9 protein-coding genes are annotated in these 8,756 nt (G+C 56.8%); 4 read left to right on the forward strand and 5 right to left on the reverse strand.

All coding sequences use genetic code 11. From position 1 onward, the window contains the following. Positions 1-100 precede the first annotated feature (100 nt). The 3 genes from QMM04_RS18645 to cysZ all read right to left on the reverse strand — a co-directional run bounded on the left by QMM04_RS18645 (position 101) and on the right by cysZ (position 2,185). Positions 101-295 (reverse strand): hypothetical protein, encoded by a 195-nt coding sequence (locus QMM04_RS18645; protein ID WP_021508082.1) that lies wholly within the window; start codon positions 293-295, stop codon positions 101-103. A 16-nt stretch (positions 296-311) separates the two neighbouring features. Beyond that, entirely contained in the window at positions 312-1,283 is a 972-nt protein-coding gene (gene cysK / locus QMM04_RS18650) for a cysteine synthase A (protein WP_021508083.1), read from the reverse strand. Positions 1,284-1,423: 140 nt separating this feature from the next. Continuing rightward, positions 1,424-2,185: a sulfate transporter CysZ gene (gene cysZ, locus QMM04_RS18655; protein WP_282996742.1), complete on the reverse strand. Its 762-nt coding sequence runs from the start codon at positions 2,183-2,185 to the stop codon at positions 1,424-1,426. A 217-nt stretch (positions 2,186-2,402) separates the two neighbouring features. Here cysZ and zipA point away from each other — a divergent pair, with 217 nt between their 5' ends. The 3 genes from zipA (at position 2,403) to QMM04_RS18670 (ending at position 5,697) form a co-directional block, all read left to right on the forward strand. Continuing rightward, complete coding sequence (gene zipA / locus QMM04_RS18660) at positions 2,403-3,386, forward strand: cell division protein ZipA (protein ID WP_058775693.1); 984 nt, start codon at positions 2,403-2,405, stop codon at positions 3,384-3,386. Between the two features lie 72 nt (positions 3,387-3,458). Continuing rightward, entirely contained in the window at positions 3,459-5,477 is a 2,019-nt protein-coding gene (gene ligA / locus QMM04_RS18665; RefSeq protein WP_059011536.1) for an NAD-dependent DNA ligase LigA, read from the forward strand. A 1-nt stretch (position 5,478) separates the two neighbouring features. Then, positions 5,479-5,697: a DUF3820 family protein gene (locus QMM04_RS18670; RefSeq protein WP_059011533.1), complete on the forward strand. Its 219-nt coding sequence runs from the start codon at positions 5,479-5,481 to the stop codon at positions 5,695-5,697. 31 nt (positions 5,698-5,728) lie between these two features. Here the strand turns inward: QMM04_RS18670 and QMM04_RS18675 are convergent, their stop codons facing one another. Continuing rightward, complete coding sequence (locus QMM04_RS18675) at positions 5,729-6,730, reverse strand: bile acid:sodium symporter family protein (RefSeq protein WP_021508088.1); 1,002 nt, start codon at positions 6,728-6,730, stop codon at positions 5,729-5,731. Positions 6,731-6,831: 101 nt separating this feature from the next. Between QMM04_RS18675 and QMM04_RS18680 the strand changes: the two genes are divergently transcribed. After that, the gene (locus QMM04_RS18680) at positions 6,832-7,752 is read left to right on the forward strand and encodes a LysR family transcriptional regulator (protein ID WP_264442358.1); all 921 of its coding nucleotides are present in this window, start codon (positions 6,832-6,834) and stop codon (positions 7,750-7,752) included. On the opposite strand, the gene QMM04_RS18685 is transcribed toward QMM04_RS18680, so the two are convergent. Next, the gene (locus tag QMM04_RS18685; protein WP_021508090.1) at positions 7,749-8,105 is read right to left on the reverse strand and encodes a FlxA-like family protein; all 357 of its coding nucleotides are present in this window, start codon (positions 8,103-8,105) and stop codon (positions 7,749-7,751) included. The two genes, QMM04_RS18680 and QMM04_RS18685, sit on opposite strands and share 4 nt — an antisense overlap. Positions 8,106-8,756: the final 651 nt, after the last annotated feature.

The following is an 8,756-nucleotide window of genomic DNA, read 5'->3' on the forward strand; positions in this document are numbered from 1 at the left end:
TGCGCTGGTACGGCATCACGCTGCCCAAAAAATGCGCATGAATGAAAAAGTCATTTTTTCGACGACGGATCAAAACTGCTGCAATACGTCACTCTGCTGATTATGCCGTGATTCGCCGTTTCACCAAATCAGTAAATCGATTCAGCTTGATCCACTTCAAAGGCAGATTAATTTCAGGCACCGAAATAATTGGCTGCTTAAATACCAGAGCCGCATCACTGAAATCAATCTGCCCGGTGGTAAAAGTGAGATCTGCGCCACAAAAAAGCACCCATTTGGGTGCTTTTTTCATCATTTTCAGACTCTGGCGTTTACTGTTGCAGCTCTTTTTCGGTGAACAGATCGGCAAACAGTGCGGTACTGAGATAGCGTTCGCCGGAAGAGGGCAGAATCACCACGATGTTTTTATTGGCGAAGGCTTCATCTTCCTGCAGCTTAAGGGCAGCCGCCACTGCTGCACCGGAAGAGATACCGGCCAGAATGCCTTCCTCTTCCATCAGCTGACGCGCGGTGCTGATCGCTTCTTCATTGGTGATGGCCACCACGCGGTCAATCAGTTTCAGGTCAAGGTTGCCCGGAATGAAACCGGCACCAATCCCCTGAATCTTGTGCGGGCCCGGTTTGATCTCTTCTCCCGCCAGCGCCTGCGCGATGACAGGGGAATCCGTAGGCTCAACGGCCACGGTGATCAAATCCTGCTTGCCTTTGGTGTTCTTGATGTAGCGGCTCACGCCGGTCAGCGTACCACCGGTGCCCACGCCGGCAATGAAGACATCTACGGCGCCGTCAGTGTCTTCCCAGATCTCCGGGCCAGTAGTCTTTTCGTGAATTTCCGGGTTGGCCGGGTTGCTGAACTGCTGCAGCAGCACATATTTGTCCGGATCGCTGGCAACAATCTCTTCTGCTTTAGCGATGGCGCCCTTCATGCCTTTTGGCCCTTCGGTCAGCACCAGATTGGCGCCCAGCGCTTTCAGCAGCTTGCGACGTTCAATCGACATGGTCTCAGGCATGGTCAGCGTCAGCTTGTAGCCGCGCGCAGCGGCGACATAGGCCAGCGCAATGCCGGTGTTGCCGCTGGTTGGCTCTACCAGCTCAACGCCCGGTTTCAGAATACCGCGTTTTTCTGCGTCCCAAATCATATTGGCACCGATACGGCATTTAACGCTGAAGCTCGGGTTACGCGACTCGACCTTCGCCAGAATGCGTCCATTACCGATGCGGTTCAGTCGAACCAGCGGCGTATGACCAATTGTCAGAGAGTTGTCTTCATAGATCTTACTCATAGCCCGTCCTTAACTGTATGAAATATTGGGAACCCTCAGAGCATACCTGTTCTGACCCCCGGCGGAAGGAAAGAAATCGTATATCTATATAGCCTGCGACCATAAGCCTGATGCAAAAATGCATAAGGCTTTTTGATGCATTATAGATGACGCGCATGCTGGCTGCGGTAGCGATCGACCCACATGGCGGTCGCGCCGCATACCGCGACCGGCATGATGGCGAGATTGAGGATCGGAATCATGGTGAACAGACTGACCAGCGCGCCAAACTGCATATTGGCGGTTTTATGCTGACGCAGCGCGTTACGCATCTGAGGAAAACTGACTTTGTGGTTGTCGAACGGATAGTCGCAATATTGTATCGATAGCATCCAGGCGCTAAACAGAAACCACAACACCGGCGCCACGGTCTGGCCAAAGCCGGGGATAAAATAGAGCAGCAGCAGGCCCAGTGCGCGCGGCAAATAGTAGCCGAGCTTCTGTAACTCGCGCTTCATGATGCGCGGGATGTCTTTCATCATGCCGAGCCAGCCACTGTCCGGCAGGGGTTTTCCGGTCAGACGCCCTTCCAGCTGCTCCGCCAGCAGGCCGCAAAACGGCGCGGCAATCCAGTTGGCGATGGTGGAGAAGAAATAGCTGAATACCAGCACAATCGAAATCACCGACAGCGGCCACAGCAGATAGCTCAGCCACTGCAGCCAGTCCGGCACGTGCGACATCAGCCGGGGAATCCACTGGCCGAGGCGCTGAAACAGCCAGATAAACGCACCGCCCAGCAGCACAATGTTTACCAGCAGCGGGATGATGACGTAGCGGCGGATACCGGGCAGACGCACCAGTTTCCAGCCCTGGGCAAAATAATGAATACCATTCATGGATGAGACCGAATTCTCAGCGTGCATAGCGAGCCTTTCTCCTTTATGTAGCGGCGCCAACATCATAACCTGGCTTTTTATCGGTGACAGGCGCACTTTGCGCGAAAAAACAGCAAAAAAGCGTGGGGCAGCTATCTTATTTGTCAGAAAATACTGCACAGACTTGCACTTGTGTAGCTGGGCAAATACAGTTAGAGGATAAAGTTTGCCGTGGTGGCAAGGTATTGGAACAACAGAGAATACAATGATGCAGGATTTGCGTCTGATATTAATCGTTGTTGGCGCGATCGCCATAATAGCGCTGCTTCTTCACGGACTGTGGACCAGCCGTAAAGAGCGCTCTTCCGTGTTTCGCGATCGCCCGCACAAACGTCTGAAACAGCGTGAAGAAGCGGATGACGATGATCTGCTGAACAGCGAAGACGATGGCGTCGGCGAAGTACGCGTGCGTCGTCAGCGTGATGCCGAAGACGAGCCGCAGTTCGATGCGCCGGTCACCAAACCTGCTGCTCCGCGTGCGCCGGAACCGGTGCGTCAGCCGTTTCCACGCCAGGAAACGCCGTTAAGCGGCGATCCGCTGCTGGACGATGAGCCGGTACGTCAGCCTGCACCTGCGCCACAACCGCAGGCGCCGGTGGCGCAGCCCGTGCCACAGCCACAACCGATTCAGGCCGATCCGCTGCTGGATAATGAACCGCTGTCCGCCACCCAGCCGGCTCCGGAGTTTACCGCCGCCGAGCCTGAGGTTAAACAACCTGAACCTGCGCCTGTGCAGGAAGCTGCACCGCAACCGCAGCCCGCTGCGCCGGGCAGTAAAAAAGAAGCGGTGCTGGTGTTGCACGTTGCCGCGCATGCCGGTGGCGCACTGAACGGTGAAGCGCTGCTGCAGGGCATTCTGCAGGCCGGCTTCCAGTTTGGTGAAATGAACATTTTCCATCGCCATCTTAGCCCGGCCGGTAGCGGTCCGGTGCTGTTCAGCCTGGCAAACATGGTCAAACCGGGTTCGTTCAATCCGGATGAAATGGGCGATTTCACCACGCCGGGCGTCTCAATCTTTATGATGGTGCCGTCCTACGGTGACGCCAATCAGAACTTTAAGCTGATGCTGCAATCGGCACAGCGCATCGCCGATGATGTCGGTGGCGTGGTGCTGGATGATGAGCGTCGCATGATGACACCACAAAAGCTGGAAACCTACAAAGCACGCATCCGCGAGGTTATTGGCTAAGCGCCGCCAGCAGTATCACCCTTTAACTAAATAACCCCCGCTTGCCGGGGGTTTTTTATCGGACGAGAGAATATGACATCGGTTCAGGAGCAGATCACCGCGCTGCGCACCACGTTACGCCACCACGAATACCTCTATCACGTGATGGATACGCCGGAAATCCCGGATGCAGAATATGACCGATTGATGCGCGAACTGCGTGAGCTGGAGAGCGCGCATCCCGATTTAATCACCCCGGATTCTCCCACCCAGCGCGTAGGCGCGGCACCGCTTGCCACCTTTGAACAGGTGCGCCACGAATTGCCGATGCTGTCGCTGGATAACACCTTTGATGAAGCCGGATTTCTTGCCTTCAATAAGCGCGTGCAGGATCGCCTGAAAAGCACTGACGATCTCACCTATTGCTGCGAGCTGAAGCTGGATGGTCTGGCAGTGAGTTTACTGTATGAAAACGGCCTGCTGGTGCGAGCCGCCACGCGCGGCGATGGCACCACCGGCGAAAACATCACGGCGAATGTACGCACCATTCACGCCATTCCGCTGCGCCTGCACGGCGACAATATTCCGGCGCGGGTAGAAGTGCGCGGCGAAGTATTTATGACTGAAAGCGGCTTTGAGAAGCTGAATGAGGAAGCGCGACGCACCGGCGGCAAAGTATTTGCCAACCCGCGTAATGCGGCGGCCGGCTCGCTGCGCCAGCTCGATCCGCGTATCACCGCGAAACGTCCGCTGACCTTCTTCTGCTACGGTTTTGGCCTGCTGGAGGGCGGCGAAATGCCTGCCAGCCACTGGCAGCGTCTGCAACAGTTTAAGGCCTGGGGATTACCGGTCAGCGATCGGATTCGCCTGGTGCACACCGCGGATGAAGTGCTGGCGTTTTATCGTCAGGTTGAGCAGGACCGTCCGTCACTCGGCTTTGATATTGACGGCGTGGTGATCAAAGTCGACTCGCAGGCGCTGCAGGAGCAGCTGGGCTTTGTGGCGCGCGCACCGCGCTGGGCGGTGGCATTCAAGTTCCCGGCGCAGGAGCAGATGACGGTGGTGCGCGACGTCGAGTTTCAGGTCGGACGTACCGGGGCGATTACGCCGGTGGCGCGCCTCGAACCGGTGCAGGTCGCGGGCGTGATAGTCAGTAATGCGACGCTGCACAACGCCGATGAAATCGCCCGGCTGGGGCTGCGTATCGGTGACAAAGTGGTGATTCGTCGCGCCGGTGACGTGATTCCGCAGGTGGTCAACGTGGTGGAATCTGAGCGTCCGGCGGATGCGCGCGAGATTGTGTTTCCCAGCCACTGTCCGGTGTGCGGTTCTGACGTAGAGCGTGTGGAAGGCGAAGCCGTAACGCGCTGTACCGGCGGGCTGATTTGCGGCGCGCAGCGCAAAGAGGCGCTGAAGCACTTTGTCTCACGTCGTGCGATGGACGTGGACGGCATGGGCGATAAAATCATCGATCAGCTGGTGGAAAAAGAGTACGTCAAAACCCCGGCCGACCTGTTCCGTCTCACCGCCGGCAAGCTGACCGGACTGGACCGCATGGGACCCAAATCGGCGCAAAACGTGGTGGACGCGCTGGAAAAAGCCAAATTCACTACACTGCCGCGCTTCCTGTATGCGCTCGGCATCCGCGAAGTGGGCGAGGCGACGGCGGCCAACCTGGCGAACCACTTTGGCGAGCTGGAAAAGGTCATGAACGCCGATCTCGATGCGCTAATCGCGGTACAGGACGTCGGCAAAGTGGTGGCAGCGCACGTGCGCAACTTCATGGAAGAGGAGAGCAACCGTGAAGTGATTCGCCAGCTGACGGAGGAGGTCGGCGTGCACTGGCCGGCGGTGGTGGTGGTCAAAGCCGAAGAGATCGACAGCCCGTTCGCCGGAAAAACCGTGGTACTGACTGGCTCGCTGTCGCAGATGAACCGTGACGATGCCAAAGCGCGGCTGACGGCGCTGGGAGCTAAAGTTAGCGGCAGCGTATCGAAAAAAACCGATCTGCTGATCGCCGGTGAGGCCGCCGGTTCCAAGCTGGCAAAAGCGCAGGAGCTGGGGATTGCGGTGATCGATGAAGCCGAAATGATTCGCTTACTGGGCGCCTGAGATGGATAAGCAGCAGCTGGTTGAGATTGCCAATACCGCGATGCCGTTTGGCAAATACAAAGGGCGGATGCTGATCGATTTGCCGGAAGAGTATCTGCTGTGGTTTGCGCGTAAAAATGAGTTTCCCGCCGGCAAACTGGGTGAGCTGATGCAGCTGACGCTGGCGATCAAAATCGAAGGCTTACAGGGCTTAGTTAAACCGCTCAAGCGCAGTGAATAAGTGACAGGCCCGCAATTGCGGGCCTGATGTTTTATGACTTCTGCGCTTCAATCTGTTGCTTCGCCAGCTTCTTCTCATTGCCGGCTTTATAGCGCTGGGCAATGAACGAGCACACCATCAGCTGGACCTGATGGAAGATCATCAGCGGCAGGACAATAATCCCCACTGCGCTGGCCGGGAACAGAATGTTAGCCATCGGCACGCCGTTTGCCAGGCTCTTTTTCGAGCCGCAAAACAGCACCACAATCTCATCCGCACGGCTAAAGCCAAACAGCCGGGAAGCGCCAAGGTTGATCGCCAGTGCGACGAACAGAATCAGCAGGCTGCCAGCCAGAATCCACAGCAGGGTATCAACGCCGACGCGATGCCAGATGCCGTTAACCACCGCTTCACTGAACGCCGAATAGACCACCAGCAGAATCGAGGTTTGATCGGTTTTGCCAATCAGGCTGCGATGCTTCTCCACCCAGCCACCAATCCAGCGGCGTGCCAGGTGGCCCAGCACAAAGGGCACCAGCAGCTGCAGCATGATTTTACCAATCTGCTCCAGACCGTTACCCGGCGCATCGCTGTGCACATTCATCACCAGGTTAACCAGCAGCGGCGAAATAAAGACGCCCAGCAGACTGGAGGCGGAGGCAGCACACACCGCCGCGGCAACGTTACCGCCCGCCATGGAGGTGAAAGCAATCGCGGACTGCACCGTCGCCGGCAGGATACACAGGTAGAGGAAACCGGTGTAAATCTCCGCGCCGACGTTAACCGGATGCCACCACACCAGCAGCAGGCCAAGGATCGGGAAAATCACGAAGGTGCTGCACATAATCCACAGATGAAGCCGCCAGTGGCTGCTGCCGGCGATGATCTTCTCACGCGACAGTTTGGCACCGTGCATGAAGAACAGCAGGGCGATGGCCGCAGTGGTCAGGTATTCGAAGAAATCGACAAACCCGCCTTTGGCCGGGAAGAAGCTGGCCAGCAGCACGGTGATGATGAGTTTGACCATCATCGGGTCAAGTCGTAAAAAGCCCATTGTTACAATCCGGTTAAATGTAATAAATGATGCTGCTGATTGTGCGTCAGACGCGTTTAGAAATAAAATTGATTTATTGCATTAATCTATGAGCGCAATAGATGAATTACACCTTACGACAGTTGCGCACCTTTGTGGCGGTGGTGCAGCACGGCAGTTTCAGCCAGGCAGGGCAGGCGATTGGGCTGAGCCAGTCGGCTGTCAGTCACAGCATTAAAGAGCTGGAAGCGGAGATGGGTGTACGGCTGCTGGATCGCACCACGCGCGAGGTGTTACTGAGTGAAGCCGGACAGCAACTGGCAACGCGGCTGGAACGACTGCTGGAGGAGCTCAATACCACGCTGCTCGATGTGCGCAGCTATGGCGAGCAGCGCAGCGGCACGGTGCGCGTGGCGGCCAGCCAGACGCCCTCGGCGCATCTGATGCCGCAATGCCTGGCCAGCAGCCAGCTGCGTTACCCCGACATTCGGGTGATTCTGCACGACCGCGTGCAGCAGTGGGTATTGCAGAGCGTGCGCAATGCGGAAGTCGATTTTGGCATCGTCATCGGTCCGCTGCAGGATGCGGATTTCGATAGCGAGGAGATTCTGCAGGAGCCGTTTTTACTGTTGTGTCATCAGGATGATGCGCTGGCGCAGGTGCCGCAGGCCCAGTGGTCAATGCTGGCTGGTCGCGCTATGGTGCTGCAGGATTACGCGTCGGGCAGCCGATTGCTGGTCGATGCCGCATTGCAGCGGCTGGCGCTGAACGTGCAGGTGGTGCAGGAGATTGGCCATCCGGCCACGCTTTATCCGATGGTGGAAGCGGGCATTGGCATCAGTATTTTACCGGCACTGGCGCTGCCGCTGCCGTCCGGACGTAAGCTGACGGTGCGCCGGCTCTATCCGGAGATCAATCGCAGCCTGATGCTGATTAAACGCAAAAACCGTTCACTCACGCCGGCAGCGGAGGCTATCTGGCAGGAAGTGCGTCAGCAGGCGGCGCTGCTGACGCAGGATCGCGCGCTTAATCCGGCGTTTTAAACATAAACGTCAAGTTGGTTGCTGTCGGTTGGGCGGTTGATGCCATCCGCTTTCACTGCAGTAACCTCCTGTTTCTCCTGCTTCTGCTCCGCTTTCTCCTTTTCCTGCTTCTGCAACTGCTGGATTTGCGCCTGCAGCAGCTGAATCTGCGCGTTAATCGTCTCCTGCTTATCCTTTCTTTGCTTCTCGGTCAGGCTTTTGTCCTTCGCAATGTCTTTCAGTTCATCGTTCAGGCTGGCAATTTGTTTGGTCAGGCTGGCGATTTTCGAGGCGCTATCGCTACTGCCGGATGCGCTTCCGGAGCCGGAAGTACTGCTGCTGCCAATATTGGTATTGGTCGAAATGGTGGTCATAACGTTCTCCTTGCAAATGTGCTCTTTGGTTATCGGAACGCAGCCGCTGCGGCTTGATAGTGAGAAGTGTTAAATTTGCGAAAAGGTTTCGCCAGGAACGAGGGCGGAAGGGGACAGGGCGGGCACGGCCTCAGGCAGAGCGGGTGCTTTCTTCACGGCTGAAGCAAAAAAGTGCCTTGAGAAAGTAAGAGCGGTCAGGTAAGGCAACCGCAAGTCGCACATTATTCGTAGCGGCGCGATTAATCGCGCAATAAATTGCGGCGCTACCAAACGTGCAACCGTGGTTGAATGCAGTTTCAGCTTTACTGGCAGCCCGGGGGAACGTGAAGAAACGAAAAAAGCGCCCGGTGGGCGTAAGGGCAACCAGGTAAGGCAACCGCAAATCGCACACCATTTGTAGCGGCGCGATTCATCGCGCAATAAATTGCGCCGCTACAACATGTGCAAACGTGGTTGAACGCAGTTGCAGCTTAACTGGCAGCCTGGGAAGTGGGATATGAAGAAACGAAAAAAGCGCCCAAAGGGCGCTCTTTTCTGAATTTGGTGGGTCGTGCAGGATATGCCTCGGCCCATCCGGGGCCTCGCCCTGCGGGTGATGCTGGCGCATCAGCCTGAATCGCTCCCGGCGATTCAGTCGAACCTGCAGCAGGT

The organism is Pantoea sp. Pa-EAmG, assembly GCF_030024295.1.
Classification (GTDB): domain Bacteria; phylum Pseudomonadota; class Gammaproteobacteria; order Enterobacterales; family Enterobacteriaceae; genus Pantoea; species Pantoea dispersa.

Coding starts and splice junctions, on each gene's coding strand:
- QMM04_RS18645 (WP_021508082.1), bottom strand. CDS start 295: ATGATGAAAAAAGCACCCAAATGGGTGCTTTTTTGTGGCGCAGATCTC.
- cysK (WP_021508083.1), bottom strand. CDS start 1,283: ATGAGTAAGATCTATGAAGACAACTCTCTGACAATTGGTCATACGCCG.
- cysZ (WP_282996742.1), bottom strand. CDS start 2,185: ATGCACGCTGAGAATTCGGTCTCATCCATGAATGGTATTCATTATTTT.
- zipA (WP_058775693.1), top strand. CDS start 2,403: ATGATGCAGGATTTGCGTCTGATATTAATCGTTGTTGGCGCGATCGCC.
- ligA (WP_059011536.1), top strand. CDS start 3,459: ATGACATCGGTTCAGGAGCAGATCACCGCGCTGCGCACCACGTTACGC.
- QMM04_RS18670 (WP_059011533.1), top strand. CDS start 5,479: ATGGATAAGCAGCAGCTGGTTGAGATTGCCAATACCGCGATGCCGTTT.
- QMM04_RS18675 (WP_021508088.1), bottom strand. CDS start 6,730: ATGGGCTTTTTACGACTTGACCCGATGATGGTCAAACTCATCATCACC.
- QMM04_RS18680 (WP_264442358.1), top strand. CDS start 6,832: ATGAATTACACCTTACGACAGTTGCGCACCTTTGTGGCGGTGGTGCAG.
- QMM04_RS18685 (WP_021508090.1), bottom strand. CDS start 8,105: ATGACCACCATTTCGACCAATACCAATATTGGCAGCAGCAGTACTTCC.